This is a genomic window from Ancylobacter amanitiformis, from assembly GCF_030814815.1.
GTDB lineage: Bacteria > Pseudomonadota > Alphaproteobacteria > Rhizobiales > Xanthobacteraceae > Ancylobacter > Ancylobacter amanitiformis.
This window is the reverse complement of sequence record NZ_JAUSVR010000002.1, coordinates 91232-115618: the sequence shown is the minus strand read 5'-3', so window position 1 is coordinate 115618 and position 24387 is coordinate 91232. Positions and strand designations below refer to the sequence as shown.

Below are 24387 nucleotides of genomic sequence, written 5' to 3'. Positions count from 1 at the left end.
TGCCGGCCCTTCCAGATCGGGTGTCTGTCCATGGTCCCCCTGTCCGCCCTTCGCCCGCTTCGCCTTTCGCTCCCGGGTACCGCCCTATGAGCGACATCGACGCCGTCCGGGAGAAGGTGCGCGCGCTCGGCTTCTGGCGCGGGCCGGTTGATCCGCAACCGCTGACGGGGGGCATCACCAACACCAATTTCCGCGTGGAGGATGACGGCCGCCATTTCGTCGTGCGGGTGGGCGCGGATATTCCCGAGCACGGCATCCTGCGCACGGCCGAACTCGCCGCCAGCCGCGCCGCCCATGAAGCCGGCGTCTCGCCCGCCGTGCGGCACGCCGAGCCGGGCATATTGGTGCTCGACCATATCGAAGGCCGCACCTATGCCGCGGAAGACGTGCGGGCCGATATGGAGCGCGTCGCCGCGCTGGTGCGGCAGGCCCATCATGGCGTGCAGCGGCATCTACGCGGTCCCGCCCCGGCCTTCTGGGTATTCCACGTGGTGCGCGACTATGCGCACCGGCTCATCGAGGCGCGCTTCCGGCTGGGCGGGGAGATTCCACGTTATCTCGACATGGCGGAACGGCTGCAGGCCGCCGTCGGGCCCGTCGACATCGTGTTCGGGCACAATGACCTCCTGCCCGCCAACTTCCTCGACGATGGCGCGCGGCTATGGCTGATCGACTGGGATTATGGCGGCTTCAACTCGCCGCTGTTCGACCTCGGCGGGCTCGCCTCCAATAACGGGTTCAGCCCCGAGGAGGCCGAGCGCCTGCTCGCGCTCTATTTCGGCGCGCCGCCGAGTGAGGCGCGGCGCCGCGCCTTCCAGGCCATGCTGACCGCCTCGCTGCTGCGCGAGGCCATGTGGAGCATGGTCTCGGAAATCCATTCCTCGATCGACTTCGATTACCGCGCCTACACGCATGAGAACCTCGCGCGGTTCGAGGCCGCCCTCGCCGCCTTCAACGAGATGGACCGCCGATGAGCGCCCCCGATCTTCCTTCCTCCGCCCGCGTCGTCATCATCGGCGGCGGCATTGTCGGCACCTCGGTGGCCTATCACCTGGGCAAGATGGGCTGGACCGACGTCATCCTGATCGAGCGCCACAAGCTCTCCTCCGGCTCCACCTGGCATGCGGCGGGGCTGGTCGGCCAGTTGCGCACCAGCGCCAACATCACCCAGCTGCTCGGCGAGAGCGTCGCGCTCTACAAGCGGCTGGAGGCCGAGACCGGCCTCGCCACCGGCTGGAAGATGAATGGCGGCCTGCGCCTCGCCTGCAATGCCGACCGCTGGACCGAGGTGAAGCGGCAGGCCACCACCGCCAAGAGCTTCGGCCTCGACATGCAGCTCCTGACCCCGAAGGAGGCGCAGGAACTGTGGCCGCTGATGACCATAGATGACGTGGTCGGCGCCGCCTTCCTGCCCACCGACGGGCAGGCCAACCCGTCCGACATCACGCAGGCTCTGGCCAAGGGCGCGCGCATGGCCGGCGTCACCATTGCCGAGGAGATCGGCGTCGAGGCGATCGAGGTCGAGCACGGCAAGGTCCGGGCCGTCGTCACCACGGCCGGCCGCATCGCCTGCGAGAAGCTGGTGATCTGCGCCGGTCTGTGGTCGCGCGCGCTCGGCCAGCTGGCCGGCGTGAACATCCCGCTCGTGCCGGTGCAGCACCAGTACATGGTGACGGAGCCGATCCCCGGCGTGCCGCGCAACCTGCCCACCCTGCGCGACCCCGACCGGCTGACCTATTACAAGGAAGAGGTCGGCGGTCTGGTGGCCGGCGGCTATGAGCCGAACCCGATCCCCTGGGCGATGCGCGGCATTCCCGAAGGGTTCCATTTCCAGCTGCTGCAGGAGAATTGGGAACATTTCGAGCCCACCATGAACCTCATGCTCGGCCGCGTGCCGGCCCTGCAAAGCGCCGGCATCAAGCAGCTGATCAACGGTCCGGAGAGCTTCACGCCGGACGGCAATTTCATCCTCGGCGAAGCGCCGGAGGTGAAGGGCATCTATGTCGGCGCCGGCTTCAACGCGTTCGGCATCGCCTCGGGCGGCGGCGCGGGCATGGCGCTGGCCGAATGGGTGGCCAAGGGCGAGGCGCCCTATGACCTCTGGCCGGTCGACATCCGCCGCTTCGGCGCCAATCACCGCGACGAGAGCTGGGTGCGCACCCGCACGCTGGAGGCCTATGCCAAGCATTACACCATGGCATGGCCCGCCGAGGAGCACGAGAGCGGGCGCCCGCTGCGCCGCTCCCCGCTCTATGACCGGCTGAAGGCCGCCGGGGCGGTCTTCGGCGAGAAACTCGGCTGGGAACGCGCCAACTGGTTCGCCAGTGACGGGGAAGAGCCGCGCGACCGCTATTCCTTCGAGCGGCCGAACTGGTTCGCGGCCGTGGGGCGCGAGCATGAAGCCTGCCGCGAGCGGGCCGCACTGTTCGACCAGAGTTCCTTCGCCAAGTTCGAGCTGGTCGGCCGCGATGCCGAGGCGGCGCTCTCGTGGCTATGCGCCAATGATGTGTCGAAGCCGCCGGGCACCCTCACCTACACGCAGCTGCTCAACGCGCGCGGCGGCATCGAGTGCGATCTCACCGTCGCCCGCCTCGCGCCCGAGCGCTTCTACATCGTCACCGGCACGGGCTTTGCCACCCATGATTTCGAGTGGATCGCCCGCCATATTCCAGACGGGCTGGAGGCGAAGCTGGTCGACGTCACCTCCGCCCATGCCGTGCTCTCGCTGTTCGGGCCGAGGGCGCGCGACATTCTCGGCGCGCTCACGGGCGACGACATTTCCAATGCCGGATTCCCGTTCGGCCGGGTGCGTCAGCTCACCATCGCGGGCGCGCCGGTGATCGCGCTGCGCGTGACCTATGTCGGCGAACTCGGCTGGGAACTGCACGTGCCCGCCGAGTTCGCCGCCACGGTGTTCGACGCGCTCATCGAGTCCGGGCGCCCGCACGGGCTGGCATTGGCGGGCTACCGCGCCATCGAGACGCTGCGGCTGGAGAAGGGCTATCGCGCCTGGGGCGCGGAGATCGGCCCGGACCATTCCCCGCTCGTCGCCGGCCTCGGCTGGGCGGTGAAGCTGAAGACCAACCAGCCCTTCCTCGGCCGCGAGGCGCTGGAAGCGCAGCGCGCCAAGCCGCTGCCGCGGCGGCTGGCCGCCTTCACGGTGGATGATCCCGCTATCGTGCTGCTCGGCCGCGAGACCATCTATCGCAACGGGGTGCGCGCCGGCTGGCTGGCGAGCGGGGGCTTCGGCTACACGCTCGGCAAGCCGGTCGGCTATGGCTATGTGCGCGATCCCGCCGGCGTCGACGCCGCCCATGTCCTGTCGGGCAGCTATGAGCTGGAAGTTGCCGGCACGCGCGTGGCCGCCACGGCCAGCCTCGCCCCGCTTTACGATCCGCAGATGATGCGGGTGAAGGCATGAAGGCGCCGCGCCGCACGCCCCGCCGGCGACGCCCGGGACGCGGACGGCCGGCGCCGGGTTTTTCGCCCGGTTTGACACGTCGGGCCAAACACCCCTTCAATATTGCCGAGCGGAACGGTGCGACGGCGAAGCAGGGCAGCTGACGCGCGGGAGGCGATGTCGCGGGGGCTCCATCCGTTTGCGCGCGCCTGACGACGTTCCGGAACTCGCCTGAACGGGGGGACGGGCGTGAGGAAGAGTGCCGGCATCATCCGATACCGCCGGGCCGGCGGTGTCATCGAGGTTCTGCTTGTCCATCCGGGTGGCCCGTTCTGGAGCCGCAAGGACGAGGGCGCCTGGTCCATACCCAAGGGCCAGATGGAGGATGGCGAGGAGGAGCAGACCACCGCGCGCCGCGAGTTCCGCGAAGAGGTGGGCCAGCATGCGGAGGGCCCGCTGCAGCCGCTCGGCTCGGTGCGGCAGAAGGGCGGCAAGACCGTGCATGCCTTCGCGCAGGAGGGCGATCTCGACATCAGCACCATCGAAAGCACCCGGTTCTCGCTGGAATGGCCGCCGCGCAGCGGGCAGTTGCGCGACTACCCGGAAGTGGACCGGGCAAGCTGGTTCACCCTTGTCGAGGCCCGCGCCAAGATGCTGCCGAGCCAGCTGCCGCTGCTCGACCGGCTGGAGGCACTGCTGCAGGATTAGCCTTATCCGCTTTTGCCCGGCGGCAGCGCCGCGTCGAGCTCGTCCAGCCACACCCGCGCGCCGACATCGGAAGGCGCCCGCCAGTCGCCGCGCGGCGAGAGCGAACCGCCCGAGGAAATCTTCGGGCCGTTGGGCAAGGTGGAGCGCTTGAACTGGTTGGCGAAGAAGCGGGTGAGGAACAGCCGCAGCCAGTGGCGGATCTCCTCGCGCGAATAGGCCCGCCGGTCTTCGCCCGGCACATGCGCCGGCCAGCGCCCGCGCGTCTCGTCGCCCCAGGCCTGCTCGGCGAGATAGGCGATGCGCGAGGGGCGGAAGCCGTAGCGCGTGAGGTAGAACAGGTTGAAATCCTGCAGCGCATAGGGGCCCACCACCTGCTGGGTGGACTGGATGGGCGTGCCCGCCCCGGCCGGCACCAGCTCGGGCGAAATCTCGGTGGCGAGCACGGCGGCAAGCACCGTCGCCGTTTCCGGCGAGACGTCGCCCGATTCCGCGACGAAGCGGATGAGGTGCTGGATCAGCGTCTTCGAGACGGAGGCGTTGACGTTGTAGTGGGACATGTGGTCGCCCACCCCATAGGTGCACCAGCCGAGCCCGAGCTCGGACAGGTCGCCCGTGCCGACCACCAGCCCGCCCTGCTGGTTGGCGAGGCGGAACAGGTAATCCGTCCGCAGCCCCGCCTGCACGTTCTCGAACGTCACGTCATAGACCGGCTTTCCCTCCGCGAAGGGATGGCCGAGATCGGCCAGCATCTGCCGCGCCGCCGGGCGGATGTCAATCTCCGCGCCGGTCACGCCGAGCGTGCGCATCAGCTCCCAGGCATTGGCCTTCGTCGCGTCGGACGTGGCGAAGCCCGGCAGCGTGTAGGCCAGCACGTTGGTGCGCGGGCGGCCCAGCTGGTCCATGGCGCGGGCGGCGACGATGAGCGCCTGCGTGGAATCGAGTCCGCCCGAGACACCGATCACCAGCCGCTTCAGCCCGGTCGAGGCGAGGCGCTGCGACAGGCCCTGAACCTGGATGTTGTAGGCCTCGTAGCACTCCTCGGCGAGCCGCGCCTCGTCGGCCGGCACATAGGGAAAGCGCTCGATCACGCGTTCCAGCGTCACCGGTCCCGCCGGCCGCTCCAGCGCGAAGGGGACCGTGCGGAACGGCGCGCCGCTCAGCTCGGCGCGCGCGCAGTCGCCGAACGTGTTGGTGCGCATGCGCTCCTGACGCAGCCGCTCCAGATCGATATCGGCGGTGACGAAGGTCGAGCGGGGCGGAAAGCGCTCGCTCTCGGCCAGCATCTCGCCATTCTCGAACAGCGCGGCATGCCCGTCCCATGCCAGATCGGTGGTGGATTCGCCCGGCCCCGCCGCCGAATAGGCATAGGCGGCGATGCAGCGGCTGGAATGGCTGGCGCAGAGCAGCCGGCGCGTGCGCGCCTTGCCGATGGTGATGTTGCTGGCGGAGAGGTTCAGCAGCAGCTCCGCGCCGGCCAGCGCCGCCCGGGTGGAGGGCGGCAGCGGCACCCAGATATCCTCGCAGATCTCGACGTGGAAATTCACCGCCACGGCTCCGCCGGAACGGAAGATCAGATCGGTGCCGAAGGGCGCGCTCCTCCCGGCAACCGCGATCTCCCCGCCCTCACCGCCGCCGGGGGTGAAATGGCGGCGCTCATAGAACTCGCGATAATTCGGCAGGTAGCTCTTGGGCACCACGCCCAGCACCCGGCCGGCATGAATGACGACGGCGCAATTGTAGAGGCGCCCCGCCCGGCGCAGCGGCGCGCCGACCACGAGCACCGGGTGAAGCTCCTGCGAGGCCACGGTGATGCGGGAAATGGCCGCCTCCACCTCGTCCAGCAGCGCGTCCTGCAGCAGCAGGTCGTCAATGGCGTAGGAAGAGAGGCCAAGCTCGGGAAACAGCATCACGCCCACGCCGCGCGCATGGCCGGCGGCGGCGAGTTCCAGATGCTCGTGCACGGCGAAAGCGGGGTCGGCCACCCGCCCGCGCGGCACGCAGGCCGCCACCCGCAGGAAACCGTGACGATACATGCAGCTGAAATCGGCCATCCCGCACCCGCGCCCTCAAGGCAGGCGACGACGGGCCGCCTGCGCGGCACGATCTTTACCAGCCCCGGCGGCGGGAGCCAGAGGCAAGACGCCTATGGATCCCGTCGCGCGCGGCGGGCGGGACCGCGATCAGGCGGAGCCGCCGATCGGCTCGCGGATCAGATGATCATTGACCCCGCGCACGCCCGGCGTGGTCTCGACGGCGACACGCAGCGCATGCCGCTCGGTCTCGGCATTGGTGATGCCCCAGAGGTCGACGACGCCGTTATCCACCGTCACGTTGATGCGCCAGGTATTGGCCCAGGGCTGCGCGTTCAGCCGGGCCAGAACGCTCTCGCGAATGGCGGAATCGGTCTTCGGGATATCGAGCGGGGCACTGGCGCGCGCCACCGCCTGGATCAGGTTGGCGCGGCTGACAATGCCGATCAACCGGCCGTTCTCAAGGATCGGAATACGCTTGATGCCGTGCTTTTCCAGCAGGGCGGCGATCTCGTGCAGCGGCATGTCGGGCGGCGCGGTCACCACGCCGCGCCGCATCAGGTCGGCCACGGTCGAGGCATGCGACTTCACATATTCCGCCGCCAGCGTGTCGCTGTCGGTCAGCGCGGAGAGCAGCCAGGAACGCCGGCGCTCGGTGCCCGATTCGACGCGGTGCAGGAGATCGCCCTCGCTGATGATGCCGACGAGATCGCCGGCCTCGTTCAGCACCGGCAGGGCGCTGATGCGTTTTTCGATAAGCAGCCGGGCGACATCGGTCACCCGATCGGTCGGCTTGGCGGTAATCACCGGCGAGGTCATCACATCACGCGCCTGCATGGTCGTCTCCCTTGGTATTTTCTATGGTGCATACGCAGCTTGGCAGAAGAAATGTCGCCCGCATTGATGCCGATCAACAGCACGCAAGCCTGCGGCCAGGATTGAACTGCCGACGGCAAGTCGTCGGCCCAGCTGGAGGCCGACGGCGTGATCTTACCCCATCCGTCTCGCCGATCTACCTCTAGGGAAGGCACGCCGTGAATTCGGTTCGGCGGCGGGCGAACCAGAAAAACGCGCTCCGCGAGCCAATCCGCTTGTCTCGATGAAGATGGTGATCGTCAGTCTTGCCCGGTTTGCTATGATGTCGACATCCGGCGATTGGCCTCGTGAGAGCCACGCCGCGGAGGGTCGGCCCATGCCCTTTCCCAGCCCTGCGGATCCGCCCCCTCCCCGGGCGCATCAGCGCCTGCCGTCCCCAGTGCAACCCAGTTCGGCAACCCAGTTCGGCAACCCAGTTCGGCAACCCAGTTCGGCAACCCATCTTGGCAACCCATCTTGGCCGCGCCCATGGTTTGCGATCGACATAGACGCGTGAGGCCGGAAGCACGGTTCAGGAGGGCCAGCCAATGGAACGTCATCCCTTTCAAGACGGTTCCGACCTGTTCGCGCAGGCGCGCGCGGCGCAGGCCGCCGCGATGGACCAGATGCGCGGCGCGCAGGCCCGCTCGCTCGACCTGCTCGGCTTCGGCACCCACGAATGCGCCTATGACGTGGTCGGCGCCGGGCCGCACTGGCGGCTGCGGCGCTACCATGGCGCGGCAGCCGGCGCGCCGCTGTTTCTCGTCCCGGCGCCGATCAAGCGGCCCTATATCTGGGACCTGACGCCGGATGTCAGCGTGGTGCGCTTCTGGCTCGATCACGGCCTGTCGGTCCACCTCCTGGAATGGATCGCGCCGACCGACGCCGACGAACCGGCCGGAATCGAGGATTATGCCCGCGCCATCCTCGCGGCGGGCGGAGCCATCCGGGATGTTCGCGCGGAGGGTCACGGCAACGGGCATGGCCCGCACGAGCCTGACGCGCACGGGCATGACGCGCACGAGCCTGACGGGGCGCCGGCGCCCCTCTTCCTCATCGGCCACTCGCTGGGCGGCACGCTGGCGGCCATTGCCTGCGCGATGGAACCGGATCTGGCCCGGGGTGTCGTGCTGCTCGGAGCGCCGCTGAGCTTCGAGCCGGGATCGAGCGCGTTCCGTGATCTCGTCGTGGCGCAGCACCACGACACGCCGGAGGACAGGCCGGTGCCGGGCTCGCAGCTGTCGCAAGGCTGCGCGATGCTCTCGCCCGTCGCCTTCGTCTGGGCGCGCTGGATGGACATCGCGCTCAGCCTTACCGATCCCACCGCGCTGAACGTCCATCTCCATGTCACGCGCTGGGCGCTGGACGAGGTGGCGCTGCCGGGCAAGCTCATCCGCCAGATGGTGGACTGGCTCTACCGCGAGGATCGCTTCCGGCTTGGCCGCCTTGCGCTCGGCGCGCATGTGCTGGGTCCGGCCGATCTTACGACACCGGTGCTCGCGGTGATCACGCCGGCCGACGAGATCGGCCCGCGCGCGGCGGTGGAACCATTCTTCGCGCGGATATCGGGCGGCGACACACAGATTCTCGAACACCCCGCGGAAATCGGCGTCGGCTTGCAGCACCTCGCCATTCTCGCCGGCCGTCGGGCGCATGCGCAGACCTGGCCGCAGATTGCCGGATGGATGGCGGCGCGACGCTGAACCGCATCCTTCCCGCCAGCCTTCCAGCGCATGCCGGTTCACCGGATGGACTCCGGCGGGGCCCCCAACCCGCCGGCGTCACGCAAACGGGCGCCCCTGCCCGACCATGCGTCGGGCCGGCCGCGTTCATCGGGGGGGAATATCGTCCACTTCCGCCTGGGGCCGGTCGCCGCCCAGCGCGGTTTCCTCGTGCCATTTGCCGGCTTTGTCCTGATACTGGATGCGCCGGGTCTCGTCCGGCAGCGACTGGCGCGCCGCGGCGTGGCGCGCCGCCTTCAGCGCCGCATCATGCGTGGTGAAGGTCTCGGAATAGACATCGCCGAGCCGGTAGGCCCAGCCCTCGTCATGGGGGACGATCACGTAGTGAATCTGGCTCATGGCACGGGTTCCCTTCCACTGCCGCCGCGCGCTATCCGGGCAGCGTCGCTGGCTCAGGAGATCGACATCCGGACGTCGCCTGTCAACCGCAGTGAGAGACCGGGCTTCGAGGACGCACGCCCGTGTCGCGGCGAGGCACGGCGGCAGGATCGTTTCCGGCCGGGCGACGTGGGTATAATCAGGGCGCATGCCGCCGGCGGAAGGCCGATGCCGGCCGGGGAGCGCCGCAGGAGGAAAAGCCACGGTGGCTGACAGAGACGAACATCCCGCTTCGCATTCCCTGTCGCGCCCCTTCCTGCAGCCGTTCCTGGCCGCCAACGCGGCCGGGCTCTGGGTGGCCGTCGCCATCACCCTCTCGCTCGTGCTGGTCTCCGGCTTCGTGGCGACCATGCCCTTTGCCCGGGCGCCCCTCGCGCACAGCGAATTGCTGCTGCCGGCCTATGCCTCCGCGACCGGGCTGCTCGAAGGCATCACCGCCGCCTTGCTGTTCTCGCTCTACACGGTACAGCGGAACCGTGCGCTACTGTTCCTCGCGGCGGGCTACCTGTTTTCCGCGCTGATCGTTCCGAGCTGGCTGCTGTCCTTTCCCGGCCTGTTCCCCGCCTTCGGCCTCGAGTTCGGCCTGCAGACGACGGCGGCGATCGCGACCGTGCGCCGTATCGGCTTTCCCCTTTTCGTGCTGGCCTATGCCCTCGCTCCCGCGCGCGGTATCCCTCACGGCACCGCGCGACGCAGCCTCATCGGCGCGATCGCGATGGTGGCCGGCATGGTCGGCCTTATCACCTTCGCCATCTTCGCCAGCAGCGAGAGCCTGCCGGCCTTCATGCTCGATGGTCGCCGCGTCGATCGGCTATGGAGCTATGTACCGCCGATCGCCCTCGCCCTTTACGGGCTGGACATGGCCATCCTGCTGCGGCGCCGGCGCAGCCAGCTCGATCTGTGGGTGGGTCTCGTGCTGTTCTCGCTGGTGGTCGAGCTGCTGCTCATCTCCTATCTCGGTGGGGCCATCCGGCTCAGCGTCGGCTGGTGGGCCGGCCGGCTCTACGGGCTGGTTGCCGCCAGCATCGTGCTGCTGGCGCTGCTGGCGGAGACCACCATGGTCTATGCGCGGCTGGCCCGCACCGTCGCCGCCGAGCGGCGCGTGCGGCAGAACCGCCTCACCGCGATGGAGGCGCTGTCCGCCTCGATCGCGCACGAGATCAACCAGCCCCTCGCCAGCATGGTCACCAATGCCGATGCCGCGCTGCGCTGGCTGGCCAAGGCGGAGCCGCGGCTGGACAAGGCGGAGGATGCGCTCCGGCGCATCGTCGAGGATGGCCACCGCGCCAATACGGTCGTCACCGGCATTCGCACCATGTTCACCACCGGCACGCAGGAGCGCGCCGAGCTGGATCTCAACGCGCTGGTGGAAGGGGCGGTCCAGAGCGCGAGCACGGAAGCGATGCATGGCTTCATCGAGATCCGCACCGACCTCGCGCCTTCCCCGCTGACCGTCGTCGGCAACACCGTGCAGCTTCACCACGTGCTGCGCAATCTCATCGAGAACGCCATCGATGCCGTGCGGATTGGCGGGGAATGGCCACGCCGCGTGATCGTGCGTACCCGGCTGGAAGCGGCGGGCGAGGTGCATGTGAGCGTCGCCGATAACGGCACCGGCATTGCCAGCGACATCGTCGAGCGGCTGTTCGATCCGTTCGTGTCGACCAAGCCGGGCGGCATGGGCATGGGGTTGATGTTCTGCCGCGCGGTGGTGGAAGCGCATGGCGGGCGTGTCTGGGCCAGCCCCAACCAGCCGCGGGGAGCGGTCTTCCATTTCTCGCTGCCTGCGGCCATGGTGCCGGCCGGCGATGCGCCCGATATGGCGGGCGCGGACCAACGCGGTGTGGAACAGGGGGGCGCGCGATGATGGCATCCGTCGTCTATGTCGTGGATGACGACCGGTCGATCCTCGCCTCGCTGGAAAGCCTGCTCGCCTCCGAGGGCTACGAGGTGCTGACCTTCGACAGCGCGCAGGCCTTTCTCGACGCCCCCGTCCGCACGACGCCCGGCTGCCTCGTGCTGGATGTCCGGCTGCGCGGCACCAGCGGGCTGGAATTCCAGCGCGAGCTGCGTCGGCGCGGCAATCCCACGCCAGTCGTGTTCATCACGGGCCATGGCGACGTGCCCATGTCGGTCGCGGCGATGAAGGCCGGCGCCATCGAGTTCCTGCTCAAGCCGTTCCGCGACCAGGACCTGCTCGATGCCGTGCGCAACGGCATCGAGCTCGATCGCTCCCGGCGCATGGCGGAATCGCAGATGTTCGAACTGCGCGAGCGCTACGCGGCGATGACGCCGCGCGAACGCGAGATCATGCCGCTGGTCGCGAGCGGCCTGATGAACAAGCAGATCGCCTCCTCGCTCCAGCTCAGCGAGGTGACGGTGAAGGTGCACCGCTCGCAGATCATGCAGAAGCTGAAGGCGCGTACGCTGGCCGACCTGGTGCGCATATCCGACCGGCTCTCGGGGGATGCCGGTAAGGTATAACCGGATCACACCCGAGGATAATTGTTCCCGCCCGGCGCGGGGGCCAATCTCGCCCGTCTCGCCGCCCCCTGACAGGGTGCGGCCTTCCGGAGCGGACCCGCCGATGCACTGGGTGGTGGCGATCGTCGACGATGACGCGGCATCCCTGGCGGCAATGGCCGGGCTGGTCGACGCGCTCGGCTTCAGTACCCTTGTCTTCCATGACCCCGCCGCCTTCCTCGCCGCGCGCGGTGGCGTCGAGGTGAACGCGCTGATCGCCGATTTCCGCCTGCCCGGGCTCAACGGGCTGGCGCTGCATCGCCACCTCCGGCACCTCGGCATCCGCCTGCCGACCGTGCTCGTCACCGCCTATCCCGACGAGGCGACACGGCTTCAGGCCCTGAAGGATGGGGTCCGGGGGTATCTCGCCAAGCCTGTATCGCCGGAAGCGCTGCTGGCATGCCTGCGGCCGACCGCGGACCCGCGCTGACACCGCCCGCGCCCCGAATTGCGCGCGATCGCGGGCACCGTCCTATCCTCAAGGCCAATCCGCCCCCCTCCGGGGCACAATTGCCCCGAACCGCTCGCGCTTCCTAAAACTCGGCAACTCTCCAACCACAGGATGTCCGATGGCGACCGCGACCCCCACCCCCGGCAAGGCCCTGATCGCGCCCGACAATCACGCGCTCGTGCTGATCGACTTCCAGTCGCAGATGTCGTTTGCGACCAAGTCGATCGACGCGATCACGCTGCGCAACAATGCCGCGCTGATCGCGAATGCCGCGGCCGGCTTCAAGGTGCCCACCATCCTTACAACGGTCGCCGAGAAGAGCTTCTCGGGCCCGATGTTCTCGGAGATCACCGAGGCTTTCCCCGGGCAGGCGCTGTTCGACCGCACCTCGATGAACACCTGGGAAGACGCCGCCGTCATCGACGAGGTCAACCGCATCGGCCGGGACCGCATCGTGCTGGCCGGCCTGTGGACCAGCGTGTGCATCGTCGGCCCGGCGCTCTCCGCGCTGCATCAGGGCTTCGAGGTCTATGCCATCGCCGATGCCTGCGGCGACGTCTCCGACGAGGCGCATGAACGCGCCATGGAGCGCATGATCCATGCCGGCGTTCGCCCCATGACCTCGCTGCAATACCTGCTCGAACTGCAGCGCGACTGGGCCCGCACGGAGACCTATGAACTCACCACCGGGATCGCCAGGAAGTTCGGCGGCGCGTACGGCCTCGGCCTCACCTACGCCAAGACCATGTTCGACGCCTCGGAAGGCCACTGAGCGCGGCGGCCGACCTTCCCGTTCCTCCCACGCGACGGAGACTTCCCGTGACCACGTCCTCTCCCAACAAGGCCACCGTCGTCCTCGTGCATGGCGCGTGGGCCGACGGGTCCAGCTGGCGGCGCGTCATCCGCGTGCTGCAGAAGCACGACATCGCGGTCGTCGCGGTGCAGAACCCGACGAGTTCGCTCGCCGACGACGTCGCCGCCACCCGGCTGGCGCTCGCCTCCATCGATGGCCCGGTCGTGCTGGCCGGCCATAGCTGGGGCGGCACGGTCATCACCGAAGCCGGCAACGACCCCAAGGTGAAGGCGCTGGTCTATGTCGCCGCCTTCGCCCCCGATGTCGGCCAGTCGACCGGCGACCAGGTCGCCGCCCATGCCGCCCCGCCCGGGCTGAGCGGTGTGAGCGACGATGGCACCGGCCATCTCAAGATGAGCGTCGAAAGCTGGATCGAGAATGTCGCGCAGGATCTCCCCGTGGAGGACGCGCGCATCCTGGCCGCGATCCAGCCCCCGCTGGGGCTGGCGACGTTCGGCGACAAGGTCAGCCAGGCGGCCTGGGCGGATCGGCCCAGCTGGTACATCGTCTCCACCGAGGACCGGGCGGTAAGCGTCGACCTGCAGCGGGAACTGGCCAGCCGGATGAAGGCCCGCACCACCGAGCTGACGGCGAGCCATGTCTCGCTGCTCTCCCTGCCGGAAGCGGTCGCCGAGGTCATTCTGGAGGCGGTGACGCAGGTCTCCGCCGGCTAGAGCCCCGATCCATCCGGTGACATCACCGGATGGATCAGAAAGTGCTCTCGATTCAACGGGCTGGAGCGTTTTCGAATCGCGAAAGGCGTTCCACTTTCGCGGAAAGCCCTCCAGGGGCGGCCGGCACCCCGCCCGATCCTACAGGAAGGTCCGCGGCATGAAGCTCTATCTCGCCTCGCTTGCCGCCGGCCTGCTGGTCGGCATCGTCTACAGCCTGATCAATGTCCGCTCGCCGGCGCCGCCGGTGGTGGCGCTGATCGGGCTGTTCGGCATTCTCCTCGGCGAGCAGGTGGTACCGGTGGCGCGTCACCTTCTGGCCGGCGACGGGCTGCGCGCCGCCATCGGCCTCGCCGACTGCTCGGACCATGTGCTCGGCCAGTTGCCCGGGCGCAACGCCTCCGCCCCGCCGGAGGCACCGCCGAAATCCTGAAGGCGCGCGCCGAAGCGCGACCTGCCGAGCCGTCGCGACCCCTCGCGACATCATCGCGGCCGGCGTCACTTCTTACCTGCCGGAGGCCCAGACCATGGATCAGCCCGCCACCGCCGACCTCATCCTGCTCAACGCCAAGGTGACGACGCTGGACCGCGCGAACCCGCAGGCCGAGGCGGTCGCGGTGACGGGCGGGCGCATCCACCTCGCCGGCCCGGCCGCCGAGGTGATGGCCCTTGCCGGGCCGAAGACGCAGGTGATCGATGTCGGCGGGCGGCGGGTCATTCCCGGGCTGATCGACAGCCACATGCACATCATCCGCGGCGGGCTGAACTACAATATGGAGCTGCGCTGGGACGGCGTGCGCTCGCTCAGCCACGCCATGGAAATGCTGCGCCGGCAGGTGGACAACACCCCCGCCCCGCAATGGGTGCGCGTGGTCGGCGGCTTCACCGAGCACCAGTTCGCGGAGAAGCGCCTGCCGACGCTGGAGGAGATCAACGCGATCGCCCCCGACACGCCGGTGTTCATCCTTCACCTCTATGACCGCGCCCTGCTCAACGGCGCGGCGCTGCGGGCTGTCGGGTATTCCAGGGACACGCCGAACCCGCCGGGCGGAGAGATCGCCCGCGACGCCGCCGGCAACCCCACGGGCCTGCTCATTGCCCAGCCCAACGCCGCGATCCTTTACGCGACGCTGGCGAAGGGCCCGAAACTGCCGGCGGAATACCAGAAGAACTCCACCCGCCATTTCATGCGCGAGATGAACCGGCTCGGCGTCACCGGGGTGATCGACGCCGGCGGCGGGTTCCAGAATTACCCGGAAGACTATTCCATCGTCGAGGAACTGCACCGCGAGGGCCACCTCACCGTGCGCATCGCCTATAACCTGTTCACCCAGAAGCCGAAGGAGGAACTGGCCGACTTCGCCCGCTGGACCAGCACGGTGACGCCGGGACAGGGCGATGACAGCCTGCGGGTGAACGGCGCCGGCGAGATGCTGGTCTATTCCGCCGCCGACTTCGAGGATTTTCAGGTGCCGCGGCCCGACATGGCGCCGAGCATGGAAGGCGACCTGGAGCCGGTGGTGCGCCTGCTCGCCGAGAAGCGCTGGCCGTGGCGGCTGCACGCCACCTATGACGAGACCATTTCCCGCGCGCTGGACGTCTTTGAGAAGGTCAATCGCGACATCCCGCTTGAGGGTCTCAACTGGTTCTTCGACCACGCCGAGACCATTACCGACCGCAATATCGAGCGCATCGCCGCGCTTGGCGGCGGCATCGCCGTGCAGCACCGCATGGCCTATCAGGGCGAGTATTTCGCGGAACGCTACGGTCCCCGCGCCGCCGAGCGCAGCCCGCCGATCCGCCGCATGCTCGACATGGGCGTGAGCGTGGGCGCGGGCACCGACGCGACGCGCGTCGCCTCCTACAATCCCTGGGTCTCGCTGGCCTGGCTCGTCACCGGCAAGACGGTGGGCGGCCTCTCGCTCTACCCCGCCTCGAACCTCCTCGACCGCGACAGCGCGCTGCGCCTGTGGACCCACGCGAACACCTGGTTCTCCAACGAGGAGGGCAAGAAGGGGCAGATCGCGCCGGGCCAGCTCGCCGATCTGGTGGTGCTCTCGGACGATTATTTCGCGGTGCCGGGCGATGCCATCGCCGACATCACCTCGGTGCTCACCCTGCTGGGCGGCGCGCCGGTACATGGTGCCGGCGACTTCGCCGATCTCGCTCCCGATCTGCCGCCCGCCATGCCGGACTGGTCGCCGGTGCGCACCTTCGGCGGCTACCAGCAACGCGCCGAGGCGGGCAAGGATCCGAAATATCAATTCGCCCGGCTGTGCGGCTGCGCCAAGGGCTGCAACGTGCACGGCCACGCCCATGCCGGCGCATGGGGATCGGACGTGCCGGTGTCGGATGCGCGCTCCTTCTGGGGTGCGCTCGGCTGCGCCTGCTGGGCGGTCTAGGCCGTTGGCCGACGGCATTGCCGCACGCGCGGCGGTGCCCGCCGCTCCGGAGGTCGCTATGGATCGTTTTCGGGCGAAGTGGATACCGGTTCGCGGGAAAAACGCGCCAAGACAGATGCCTGAAGCGTTTTCACTGAACCCGAGTTCACCCGAAAACACCCGCATGAGGCCGGCCGCCACCCGGTGCCGGAAATCGACGAGGAGCGCGCGATGACCGACGACGTGAAGGCGGCTCCGCTCGCCCCGCCCCCGCCACCCGCGCCGGCAGCGGGCAGCTTCGCCCCGCTCAAGCGCACGGTGTTCGCGGTGCTGTGGGGCGCGACGGTGCTGGGCAATACCGGCACCTTCATGCGCGACGTGGCGAGCGCCTGGCTGGTGACGGACCTCTCGGCCTCGCCCACCGCGGTGGCGGCGGTGCAGGCGGCCGGCATGCTGCCGATCTTCCTGCTGGCGATTCCCGCCGGCGTGCTCTCCGACATTCTCGACCGCCGCAAGTTCCTCATCGCCGTCCAGCTGCTGCTGGCCTCGGTCAGCGCGACGCTGATGGTGCTCTCCGCCTCGGGGCTGATCACCGTCTCGGCGCTGATCATGCTGACCTTTATCGGCGGCATCGGCGCGGCGCTGATGGGGCCGACCTGGCAATCCATCGTGCCCGAGCTGGTGCCCCGCGGCGAGCTCAAGAGCGCCGTGGCGCTCAACTCGCTCGGCATCAACATCGCCCGCTCCATCGGCCCGGCGGTGGGCGGGCTGCTGCTTGCCGGCTTCGGCGCGGCGCTCACCTATGGCGCGGACGTGGCGAGCTACGCCATCGTCATCGGCGCGCTCCTGTGGTGGAGGCGCCCGGCCAGCAGCGAGGACGCGCTCAGCGAGCGCTTCGGTGGCGCCTTCCGCGCGGGGCTGCGCTATGCCCGCTCCAGCCGCGAACTGCATGTGGTGCTGCTGCGGGCGGTGGTGTTCTTCGCCTTTTCCAGCGCGGTCTGGGCGCTGCTGCCGCTCGTCACCCGCGAATTGCTGCGGGGTGACGCGGCGTTCTACGGCATCCTGCTCGGCTCGGTCGGGCTCGGGGCCATCGGCGGCGCGCTGGTTCTGCCCACCTTGCGCGAACGCCTCGGCCCGGACGGGCTGATGCTCGCCAGCGCCCTCGTCACCGGCCTCGCCGCCGGCGGGCTGGCGCTGGGCCCGCCAAAATGGGCGGCGCTGGTCATCCTGCTTGCCATGGGCGGCGCGTGGATCGTGGCGCTGACGACGCTCAACGCCACGGCGCAGGCAATCCTGCCCAACTGGGTGCGCGGGCGGGCGCTGGCCGTCTACCTCACGGTATTCAACGGCGCCATGGCGGGCGGCAGCCTCGGCTGGGGCTTCATGGCGCAGGCGATCGGCCTGCCGGGAGCGCTGCTCGCCTCCGCCGCCGGCCTCGTCATCACCGGGCTGATCGTCCATCGCGTCGCCCTGCCCAAGGGCGAAGCGGACCTCACGCCTTCCCATCACTGGCCCGAGCCGATGCTGGCCGAGCCGGTGGAGGGCGATCGCGGCCCGGTGCTCATCCTCATCGAGTACCGCGTGGCGAAGGCGGAGCGCGCGGCTTTCCTCACCGCGCTGCGGCAGCTGTCGGATTCGCGCCGGCGCGACGGCGCCTATTCCTGGGGGGTGATGGAGGACGCCGCCGAGCCCGAGCTGATCACCGAATGGTTCATGGTGGAGAGCTGGGCCGAGCACCTGCGCCAGCATCGGCGGGTGTCGCATGCCGATGCCGATGTGCAGCAGGAGGTGCGCCGTTTCCACCTGCTCGAAGAGGGGCCGGTGGTGCGCCATCTCCTGGCCGTGTCGCCGGAGCACTGAGGCGCAGGCCGTCCCGGCCCGGCGACGGCCCCATCACGGGCCCTGCCGGTCCCACGCCTTGCGGGCGCGCCAGAACACGGTGCTGTCGGCATAGCCCAGCGCCTCGGCGAGCCGCGCCTTGCTGGGGCCCGCGCCGGCGGAGAACTGGTGCGCGGCGATCGCCTGGCGCTGGGCCCGCACGAGGTCGCGCAGGCACAGCCCCTCCCCCGCCAGCCGGCGCTGCAGGGTGCGCGCGGACAGGCCCAGCTCGGCCGCCACGCTGGTCAGCGTGATGGGCTTGTGCCCGAGATAGATGCCGATCAACGCCCGCACCTGCTCGGCGAAGCCCGGGGCCCGCCGCTCCTTTTCGCGGATATCGGCGACGTGCCGCTCCAATATGGCGATGAGATCGCGATCCTCGCTGCGATAGACGCGCTCGGCATCGGCACGGGCGACCACGATGCGATTGGCCGACTGGCCGAACAGCAGCGGACAACGGAACAGGCGTCGCAGTTCGCCGGCATCCACCGGCGCGCCATGCTCGAAATGCACCTCGACCGGGTTCCACCGCGCGCTGAAACAGCCGCGCACCAGCTGGCAGGTGGCGGCCAGCGAATATTCCGCATCCTGCCGGCGCGGCCACAGCCGCGGGTCCTCCAGCCGGTAGCTCCACGTCACCCGGTCATCCTCGTCGACCACGCCGATGCCGGTCGCGCCCTGCACCACGGCAACGTGCCGGGCCATGCGCGCCAGCGCGGCGTGGATGGTCGCCGACAGCGCGAACAGCATGCCGATCGGCCCGATATCGGCGGGCCGGAAGGTGGAGCCGAGCCGGGCCCCGAAGACGGGATCGCCAGCATGCACCGCCGCGTCCTCGAACACGGCGATGTAGCGCGCCATGGGAATGAGGCCGTACGCGTCCTCCAGCTGTGAGCGCAGCAGGCCATGGCCGGCCAGCAGCATGTCGGTCTTGCCGGTCTGGCGGTCGAGCTGGGCCACCACGCTGAGCAGGACCGAGGCGCGGATTGAAGCGATTGCGGGCAAGTGGCCGTCTAAATTCGGTGCATTTGCCATGATGGTCGGCTCCGGTGGCACCGCTGGCGCGAAGTATCGAATTCGCGGCATACGCAGCAATTCAAGGGCCAGCCGGGTCTCGATATTCCTCTCAGGAAATTATTGGCCTAGATGGAGAGAGGGGTCTCGTGATGTCCATGAACGATGCTGTGCCGCTCGTGCCGCCCGACCGCCTCGCGAAGAACTCGGTGGGCCTCGCCCATATCGTGTTCTTCGTGGTGGCCGCCGCCGCCCCGCTCACCGCCGTGGTGGGTGCTTCGCCCGCGGCTTTCGCCTTCGGCAACGGGGCGGGCGTGCCCGGCGCCTTCGTGCTGGCAGGCCTGCTCTACCTCGTCTTCTCCGTCGGCTTCGCGGCGATGAGCCGGCAGATCGGCGGGGCCGGCGCGTTCTATACCTATATCGCGCAGGGGCTCGGCAAGCCGGCCGGGGTGGGCGGCGCCTTTGTGGCGCTCGTCACCTACAGCGCGGTGCAGATCGCGGTCTATGCGCTGTTCGGCGTCTTCGTCGCCGCCGCGCTCACGCCGCTGGGCCTTGATGCGCCGTGGTGGCTGTGGGCGCTCGTCGCGCTGGTGGCGGTGATGTTCTGCGGCCAGCGCAACATCGCCTTCTCCGGGGCCATTCTCGGCGTGTGCATGCTGGCGGAGATCGCCATCCTGCTGCTCCTGGACATCGGCATCCTCGCGAAGGGCGGCGGGCCGGAGGGCTTCACCTTCTCCAGCTTCGCGCCCGCGACCGTGTTCGCGCCGGGCCTCGGCGTGGCGCTGGTCTTCGTCATCGGCTCGTTCATCGGCTTCGAGGCCACGGCGATTTTCGGCGAGGAGGCCGAGCAGCCGGAGAAGACAATTCCGCGCGCCACCTATATCGCGGTGCTGCTGATCACCGTGTTCTATGCCTTCTCGACCTGGGCGGCGGTGCAGTTCTACGGGCCCTCGCAGGTGCAGGCCGTGGCCGGGACCGGGCTGGAGACCTTCTATTTCACCGCGGCCGGTGCGGTGCTGGGTGGCTGGTCGGTGGAGGTGATGAACCTGCTGCTGATCACCTCGCTGTTCGCCTGCATCCTCTCCTTCCACAACACGCTGAACCGCTATTTCTTCGCGCTCGGCCGCGAGGGGCTCGCGTTGAGGGCCCTGGGCAAGGTGCATGGGGTGCACGGCTCGCCCCATGTCGCCGGCTATGTGCAGAGCGCGGTGGCGGCGGTGATCCTCGCCCTGTTCGTGTCGTCCGGCGCCGATCCCTATACGGTCGTGTTCTCCTTCATGTCGGCCCTGGCCGTGCTCGGCATCCTCGCCGTGCAGGTGCTGGTCTCGCTGGCGGTGATCCGCTTCTTCCGCGTCACCCCCACCCGGCATGGCGTGTGGACGACGCTCATCGCCCCCGCGCTCGGCCTTGTCGGCCTCGTCGGCGCGCTGGTGCTGGTGACGGTGAACCTGTCGCTGCTGACGGGCAGCGAGAGCCCGCTGGTGATGGCCTTTCCCTATGGGATTGCGCTGGTCTTCCTCATCGGGGCGGGCTTCTCGCTGTTCCTGCGCCAGCGCCGGCCGGAACTTTATGCCAGCCTCGGGGAGGTGTTCTCGTGAGCGCGCTCAGCTTCTCCCCCCACGCGGATATGTCCGCGCCGGCACAGGGCCTCGCGCGCGATCTCGCCCGCGCCGCCTTCGCCGGGGCGGCGCTCGCCCTGCTCCTCGTGGCGAGCGTCGAGAGCCACGCGCTGTGCGCGCTGTTCTGCCTGCATGAGGCGCTGGGCGCGCCGATGGACACGGTGCTCTGCATCGCCGCCTCGCTGCCCTGATCCCGTGATCCGGCGGGCGCCGCCCCCGCCTGTCCCATCCCGGCGGCGGGGCCGCGGCCCCGCCTGTTTCCTCATCCGTTCGGGAGGTCCGCCATGGACGCCAAAATCGACATCACCCACCCGCTCGACCCGCTGAGCCTTGCCGAGATCGCGCAGGCGGTCGCCATTCTGACCGCCGCCAAGGGGCTCGGGGCCTATCACCGCTTCCCCATCATCCGACTGGAAGAGCCCGCCAAGGCCGAACTGGCCGCCTGGCGCACGGGTGGCGCCCTGCCCCGCCTCGCCTTCCTGCTGGTGCTGGAGGTGACGACGGGCGAGGCGAGCGAGGCGATCGTCGATCTCGCCACGGCCCATGTGGTCTCTTTCACCACGCTGCCGAACGACCGGCCGCCCTATGGCCAGCCGCCGATCATGATCGAGGAGTTCATCCGCGCGGAGGAGATCGTCAAGGCCGATGCCGGCTGGCGCGCGGCGGTGGCCAAGCGCGGCATCACCGAAGCCGACATTCCCCTCGTGCAGATCGACCCCTTCTCCTCCGGCTATTTCGGCCGCGATTTCGAGAAGGGCCGGCGCATCGTGCGCGCGGTGTCCTACTGGCGCGAGGACATCCGCGACAATGGATATGCCCACCCGATCGAGGGCGTGGTCGCCGTGGTCGACCTCGTCGCCAACAGGGTGGTGCATCTGGTGGACGAGGAGAAGATCGTCCCCGTGCCGAAGAAGAAGCGCAATTACGGCCGCGAGGCTTTCCCCGACACACGCGACGACATCAAGCCGCTGAACATCGTGCAGCCGGAAGGGCCCAGCTTCCGCGTCGATGGCTGGCAGGTCACATGGCAGAACTGGAGCTTCCGCATCGGCTTCACCCCGCGCGAGGGGCTGGTTCTGCACGAACTCGGCATCACCGAGGGGGGCCGGCTGCGCCCCGTGATCTTCCGCGCCAGCGTCACCGAGATGGTGGTGCCCTATGCCGACCCCACCGCCAACCACTACTGGAAAAGCGCCTTCGATGCCGGAGAATACGGCCTCGGCCGGCTCGCCAACCAGCTGGAACTGGGCTGCGACTGCCTCGGCCTGATCCATTATTTCGACGTGCCGGCGGCGGATGATCTCGGCCAGCCCTTCACCATGCGGAACGCCATCTGCATGCATGAGGAAGACTATGGCACGCTGTGGAAGCACTATGAATTCCGCAACGGCATCTATGAGACGCGCCGTTCGCGCCGACTGGTGATTTCCTTCTTCGCCACGGTGGGCAATTACGATTACGGCTTCTACTGGTATCTCTACCAGGACGGCACCATCCAGCTGGAGGCCAAGCTCACCGGCATCATCCAGACCGCGGCGGTGACGCCGGGCGAGGTCTACCCCTGGGGCGGCATGGTGGACGAGGGGCTGGGCGGGCCGACGCACCAGCATTTCTTCAATGCGCGCCTGCACATGGACATTGACGGCGGCGGCAACACCGTGACCGAGCACGAATTCGTGCCGCGCCCCTGGGGCGACGACAACCCGTATGGCAACGTGTTCGATTCCCGCAGCCGCGTGCTCAAGCGCGAGCTGGACAGCCCGGCACTGGCCAATGGCGAGACCGGGCGCTACTGGAAGGTGCAGAATCCCAACCTCGCCAACAGCGTCGGCAAGGCGCCGGGCTACAAGATCGTGGTCATGCCGAGCCCGGTGATGCTGGCGCAGGAGGGCTCGACCGTCGCCCAGCGCGGCGGCTTCGCCAAGAAGCACATCTGGGTCACCGCCTTTGATGCCGCGGAGAAATACGCCTCGGGCGACTATCCCAATGTGAATGCGGGCGGCGGCGGGCTGCCGGCCTATGTGAAGCAGAACCGCGCAATCGAGAATGCCGATGTCGTGCTGTGGCATTCCTTCGGCCACAGCCATGTGTGCAAGCCGGAGGATTTCCCGATCATGCCGGTGGAATATGCCGGCTTCCTGCTGAAGCCGAACGGCTTCTTCGCCGCCAACATCGCCATGGACCTGCCGCCGGAGACGAATGCGCATTCCCGCGACAATCGCGCAGGCGAGGACGGCGGCGAGGGGGATGGCAAGGGGGACCGCAAGGGCGGCGGCGGGTCGTGCTGCCATTGAGGCGGGCTCACCTGACCAGGGTCGTCATCCCGGCCGAAGGCGAAGCCGCAGAGCCGGGATCGCTCGCCAATTTCTACGATCCCGGATCGGCCTGTCGGCCGTCCGGGATGACGGGACGACTGTGTAAACCCTTCACACACTCCGCCGTGCGGTGGCGTAGAAGCTCTCCGCCCTCTCCGTCTCGTTCAGCGTGAAGCGGTGATCGAGCGGGGGCTGCGCGCGCTGCTCGCAATCCAGCCGCGGGCAGATTCGGCAGCCCACGCCGATCGGCACCGTCTGGGAGGGGTCGCTGAGGTTGATGCCGTCGGAATAGACCATCTGCCCGGCATGGCTGATGTGGCAGCCGAGCCCGATGGACAGGTGCCGGCGCGGCGCGTTGTGCCGGTAGCCGCCCTTGGTGATCGATTTGGCGATGCAGAAATAGCGCTGCCCCTCCGGCATCTGGCTGAGCTGCACATTGATCCGCTCGGGGTGGAGGAAGGCCGCGTAGACATTCCAGCGCGGGCAGGCCCCGGAATGGCGCGAGATATGGATGCCCGACAGCGAGAACCGCTTGGAGATGTTGCCGGCAATGTCGGTGCGCACGAGATGCAGCGGAATGCCGCTCTGGCCCGGGCGCTGCAGCGTGGTCATGCGGTGGCACACCTGCTCGAAGCTGGTGCGGAACCGGCGCTGGACACGCTCGATATCGTAGCGGGTGTCCTGGCAGGCCTTGAGGAACGGCTCATAGGGCATCACCAGCGCGGCCCCGAAATAGCTCGCCAGCGCGTTGCGCGTCACGATCGCCGCATCGGCGGCGAGGTTGCCGCCCTCGATCAGTTGGTCGATCTCGCGCGAGGCGGCGAGCAGGCCGAGCTGGTGCGCCACCACGAACAGGGCGGATTCGGGCGGCAGCACCTCGGCGGTGATCAGTTCGCGCGCATTGGCATCATAGCGCCGGGCGATGCCGCCGGGCAGCGACGCGCAATGCCAGTTCAGCCCGAACACGTTGGCGAGATAGGTCTTCAAGCCGTACTCGAAGGAATCCGAGGCAAAGTCGATGTCGCGGCGCACCCGTTCGGCCGCCGCCTCCAGCGTCGGGAAATGATTGGCGTTCTCCTGAATGAAATCGGAGACCGCATCGGTCGCGGGATGATAGCCGACCTCGTCCGCGTCCGGCGCGCCGGGCGCGCCCGTGCGGCGCGCCTCGCGCAGCGTCTTGAACTGGTCGAAGAGCCGCACCACCGCCCGCCCGACCGCCGGATTTGACGCGGCGAGGTCGCGAATATCCTGGTTGGTCAGCGCGTTCTCGCTGAACACGTCGTCGCTGAACAGCTCCATCAGGTCGCCGACGAGGCGCGGCTCGTCATTCTCGACCAGTTCGCCCGGCTCGATGCCGAAATAGCCCGCCAGCTTCATCAGCAGCGGCACGGTGATGCGCCGGCGATTATGCTCGATGAGGTTGAGATAGCTGGCGGAAATGCCCAGTGCATTCGCCAGGTCGGCCTGCGAGATACGCTTGGTGCGGCGCAGCCGCTGCACGCGGCTGCCGATGCGCGGTTCAGTGGCGAGCATGGGCCCGGTCCTTTGCTCGATTTACAAAACAGGCCT

Annotated in this window: 20 protein-coding genes; 15 read left to right on the top strand and 5 right to left on the bottom strand. The window is 68.8% G+C overall.

Features of this window, described 5'->3' with window-relative positions:
- Window positions 1-86 precede the first annotated feature (86 nt).
- From QOZ99_RS03605 to QOZ99_RS03595, 3 genes are all read left to right on the top strand, one after another.
- Complete coding sequence (locus tag QOZ99_RS03605) at window positions 87-974, top strand: choline kinase family protein (protein ID WP_306888556.1); 888 nt, start codon at window positions 87-89, stop codon at window positions 972-974.
- The gene (locus tag QOZ99_RS03600; RefSeq protein WP_306888555.1) at window positions 971-3421 is read left to right on the top strand and encodes a GcvT family protein; all 2451 of its coding nucleotides are present in this window, start codon (window positions 971-973) and stop codon (window positions 3419-3421) included. Before QOZ99_RS03605 ends, QOZ99_RS03600 begins: the two co-directional genes overlap by 4 nt.
- Window positions 3422-3649: 228 nt before the next feature.
- On the top strand, window positions 3650-4108 hold the full coding sequence (locus QOZ99_RS03595) for an NUDIX hydrolase (protein WP_306888554.1): 459 nt from the start codon (window positions 3650-3652) through the stop codon (window positions 4106-4108).
- Between the two features lie 2 nt (window positions 4109-4110).
- On the opposite strand, the gene QOZ99_RS03590 is transcribed toward QOZ99_RS03595, so the two are convergent.
- Window positions 4111-6159 carry an NAD(+) synthase gene (locus tag QOZ99_RS03590; RefSeq protein WP_306888552.1) on the bottom strand — a complete coding sequence of 683 codons (2049 nt, stop codon included), beginning with the start codon at window positions 6157-6159 and terminating at the stop codon, window positions 4111-4113.
- Window positions 6160-6288: 129 nt separating this feature from the next.
- Window positions 6289-6975 carry a CBS domain-containing protein gene (locus tag QOZ99_RS03585; protein ID WP_306888551.1) on the bottom strand — a complete coding sequence of 229 codons (687 nt, stop codon included), beginning with the start codon at window positions 6973-6975 and terminating at the stop codon, window positions 6289-6291.
- A 566-nt stretch (window positions 6976-7541) separates the two neighbouring features.
- Here QOZ99_RS03585 and QOZ99_RS03580 point away from each other — a divergent pair.
- Entirely contained in the window at window positions 7542-8696 is a 1155-nt protein-coding gene (locus QOZ99_RS03580) for a polyhydroxyalkanoate synthase family protein (RefSeq protein WP_306888550.1), read from the top strand.
- A 126-nt stretch (window positions 8697-8822) separates the two neighbouring features.
- Here QOZ99_RS03580 and QOZ99_RS03575 read toward each other — a convergent pair whose 3' ends face one another.
- Window positions 8823-9074 (bottom strand): DUF2188 domain-containing protein, encoded by a 252-nt coding sequence (locus tag QOZ99_RS03575; RefSeq protein WP_306888549.1) that lies wholly within the window; start codon window positions 9072-9074, stop codon window positions 8823-8825.
- A gap of 244 nt (window positions 9075-9318) precedes the next feature.
- Between QOZ99_RS03575 and QOZ99_RS03570 the strand changes: the two genes are divergently transcribed.
- The 8 genes from QOZ99_RS03570 (at window position 9319) to QOZ99_RS03535 (ending at window position 17852) form a co-directional block, all read left to right on the top strand.
- On the top strand, window positions 9319-10980 hold the full coding sequence (locus tag QOZ99_RS03570) for an ATP-binding protein (RefSeq protein ID WP_306888548.1): 1662 nt from the start codon (window positions 9319-9321) through the stop codon (window positions 10978-10980).
- Entirely contained in the window at window positions 10980-11597 is a 618-nt protein-coding gene (locus tag QOZ99_RS03565; RefSeq protein ID WP_306888965.1) for a response regulator transcription factor, read from the top strand. Before QOZ99_RS03570 ends, QOZ99_RS03565 begins: the two co-directional genes overlap by 1 nt.
- A gap of 103 nt (window positions 11598-11700) precedes the next feature.
- Window positions 11701-12066 (top strand): response regulator transcription factor, encoded by a 366-nt coding sequence (locus QOZ99_RS03560; RefSeq protein WP_306888547.1) that lies wholly within the window; start codon window positions 11701-11703, stop codon window positions 12064-12066.
- Between the two features lie 139 nt (window positions 12067-12205).
- Complete coding sequence (locus QOZ99_RS03555; protein WP_306888546.1) at window positions 12206-12859, top strand: hydrolase; 654 nt, start codon at window positions 12206-12208, stop codon at window positions 12857-12859.
- A gap of 47 nt (window positions 12860-12906) precedes the next feature.
- A complete protein-coding gene (locus QOZ99_RS03550) occupies window positions 12907-13614 on the top strand; it encodes an alpha/beta hydrolase (protein ID WP_306888545.1) in 708 nt (235 codons plus the stop codon).
- Between the two features lie 157 nt (window positions 13615-13771).
- Window positions 13772-14044 carry a XapX domain-containing protein gene (locus QOZ99_RS03545; RefSeq protein ID WP_306888543.1) on the top strand — a complete coding sequence of 91 codons (273 nt, stop codon included), beginning with the start codon at window positions 13772-13774 and terminating at the stop codon, window positions 14042-14044.
- Between the two features lie 94 nt (window positions 14045-14138).
- Complete coding sequence (locus QOZ99_RS03540; protein ID WP_306888542.1) at window positions 14139-16013, top strand: amidohydrolase; 1875 nt, start codon at window positions 14139-14141, stop codon at window positions 16011-16013.
- Between the two features lie 210 nt (window positions 16014-16223).
- Complete coding sequence (locus QOZ99_RS03535; protein ID WP_306888541.1) at window positions 16224-17852, top strand: MFS transporter; 1629 nt, start codon at window positions 16224-16226, stop codon at window positions 17850-17852.
- Window positions 17853-17885: 33 nt separating this feature from the next.
- Here QOZ99_RS03535 and QOZ99_RS03530 read toward each other — a convergent pair whose 3' ends face one another.
- The gene (locus QOZ99_RS03530) at window positions 17886-18905 is read right to left on the bottom strand and encodes an AraC family transcriptional regulator (protein WP_306888539.1); all 1020 of its coding nucleotides are present in this window, start codon (window positions 18903-18905) and stop codon (window positions 17886-17888) included.
- 131 nt (window positions 18906-19036) lie between these two features.
- On the opposite strand from QOZ99_RS03530, the gene QOZ99_RS03525 reads away from it, so the two are divergent.
- The 3 genes from QOZ99_RS03525 (at window position 19037) to QOZ99_RS03515 (ending at window position 22797) form a co-directional block, all read left to right on the top strand.
- Entirely contained in the window at window positions 19037-20482 is a 1446-nt protein-coding gene (locus QOZ99_RS03525) for an APC family permease (protein ID WP_370876786.1), read from the top strand.
- A complete protein-coding gene (locus QOZ99_RS03520) occupies window positions 20479-20694 on the top strand; it encodes a hypothetical protein (protein WP_306888537.1) in 216 nt (71 codons plus the stop codon). Before QOZ99_RS03525 ends, QOZ99_RS03520 begins: the two co-directional genes overlap by 4 nt.
- A gap of 93 nt (window positions 20695-20787) precedes the next feature.
- Window positions 20788-22797 (top strand): primary-amine oxidase, encoded by a 2010-nt coding sequence (locus tag QOZ99_RS03515; RefSeq protein WP_306888536.1) that lies wholly within the window; start codon window positions 20788-20790, stop codon window positions 22795-22797.
- 132 nt (window positions 22798-22929) lie between these two features.
- On the opposite strand, the gene QOZ99_RS03510 is transcribed toward QOZ99_RS03515, so the two are convergent.
- A complete protein-coding gene (locus QOZ99_RS03510; RefSeq protein ID WP_306888535.1) occupies window positions 22930-24351 on the bottom strand; it encodes a helix-turn-helix domain-containing protein in 1422 nt (473 codons plus the stop codon).
- Window positions 24352-24387 lie beyond the last annotated feature (36 nt).

Bases quoted from the DNA above. Each gene is read 5' to 3' on its own strand.
- QOZ99_RS03605 (WP_306888556.1), top strand. From the start codon at position 87: ATGAGCGACATCGACGCCGTCCGGGAGAAGGTGCGCGCGCTCGGCTTC.
- QOZ99_RS03600 (WP_306888555.1), top strand. From the start codon at position 971: ATGAGCGCCCCCGATCTTCCTTCCTCCGCCCGCGTCGTCATCATCGGC.
- QOZ99_RS03590 (WP_306888552.1), bottom strand. From the start codon at position 6,159: ATGGCCGATTTCAGCTGCATGTATCGTCACGGTTTCCTGCGGGTGGCG.
- QOZ99_RS03585 (WP_306888551.1), bottom strand. From the start codon at position 6,975: ATGCAGGCGCGTGATGTGATGACCTCGCCGGTGATTACCGCCAAGCCG.
- QOZ99_RS03580 (WP_306888550.1), top strand. From the start codon at position 7,542: ATGGAACGTCATCCCTTTCAAGACGGTTCCGACCTGTTCGCGCAGGCG.
- QOZ99_RS03575 (WP_306888549.1), bottom strand. From the start codon at position 9,074: ATGAGCCAGATTCACTACGTGATCGTCCCCCATGACGAGGGCTGGGCC.
- QOZ99_RS03565 (WP_306888965.1), top strand. From the start codon at position 10,980: ATGGCATCCGTCGTCTATGTCGTGGATGACGACCGGTCGATCCTCGCC.
- QOZ99_RS03560 (WP_306888547.1), top strand. From the start codon at position 11,701: ATGCACTGGGTGGTGGCGATCGTCGACGATGACGCGGCATCCCTGGCG.
- QOZ99_RS03555 (WP_306888546.1), top strand. From the start codon at position 12,206: ATGGCGACCGCGACCCCCACCCCCGGCAAGGCCCTGATCGCGCCCGAC.
- QOZ99_RS03545 (WP_306888543.1), top strand. From the start codon at position 13,772: ATGAAGCTCTATCTCGCCTCGCTTGCCGCCGGCCTGCTGGTCGGCATC.
- QOZ99_RS03540 (WP_306888542.1), top strand. From the start codon at position 14,139: ATGGATCAGCCCGCCACCGCCGACCTCATCCTGCTCAACGCCAAGGTG.
- QOZ99_RS03535 (WP_306888541.1), top strand. From the start codon at position 16,224: ATGACCGACGACGTGAAGGCGGCTCCGCTCGCCCCGCCCCCGCCACCC.
- QOZ99_RS03530 (WP_306888539.1), bottom strand. From the start codon at position 18,905: ATGGCAAATGCACCGAATTTAGACGGCCACTTGCCCGCAATCGCTTCA.
- QOZ99_RS03525 (WP_370876786.1), top strand. From the start codon at position 19,037: ATGTCCATGAACGATGCTGTGCCGCTCGTGCCGCCCGACCGCCTCGCG.
- QOZ99_RS03515 (WP_306888536.1), top strand. From the start codon at position 20,788: ATGGACGCCAAAATCGACATCACCCACCCGCTCGACCCGCTGAGCCTT.
- QOZ99_RS03510 (WP_306888535.1), bottom strand. From the start codon at position 24,351: ATGCTCGCCACTGAACCGCGCATCGGCAGCCGCGTGCAGCGGCTGCGC.